This is a genomic window from Paenibacillus cookii (assembly GCF_018333375.1).
GTDB lineage: Bacteria > Bacillota > Bacilli > Paenibacillales > Paenibacillaceae > Paenibacillus_AQ > Paenibacillus_AQ cookii.
Genome location: NZ_BORW01000112.1, coordinates 1 through 346, shown reverse-complemented (window position 1 = coordinate 346; position 346 = coordinate 1). Strand labels below are relative to the sequence as shown.

The 346-nt window shown below is 55.2% G+C and carries 2 tRNA genes and 1 rRNA gene; all 3 read right to left on the bottom strand.

What is annotated here, in order from left to right:
• Positions 1 to 47: 47 nt before the first annotated feature.
• Positions 48 to 122 (bottom strand) — tRNA-Glu (locus KI367_RS26800).
• Positions 123 to 126: 4 nt separating this feature from the next.
• Positions 127 to 202: transfer RNA gene (locus tag KI367_RS26795), tRNA-Asn, on the bottom strand.
• Between the two features lie 8 nt (positions 203 to 210).
• Positions 211 to 327 (bottom strand): 5S ribosomal RNA (gene rrf, locus KI367_RS26790).
• Between the last annotated feature and the right edge of the window lie 19 nt (positions 328 to 346).

Sequence of the window (346 nt, the reverse complement as noted above, 5' to 3'; positions counted from 1 at the left end):
CCCTCTGCTTGTAAGGCAGATGCTCTCCCAGCTGAGCTAAGTCTCCATGGTGACCCGTAGGGGATTCGAACCCCTGTTACCTCCGTGAAAGGGAGGTGTCTTAACCCCTTGACCAACGGGCCTTAATGGCTCCCCGAACAGGACTCGAACCTGTGACAACTCGATTAACAGTCGAGTGCTCTACCAACTGAGCTATCAGGGAATATGTACGCTTGGCAACGTCCTACTCTCCCAGGACCCTTCGGTCCAAGTACCATCGGCGCTGGAGGGCTTAACGGTCGTGTTCGGTATGGGTACGCGTGGAACCCCTCCGCTATCGCCACCAAACGATTCAAGTGGTTTGATC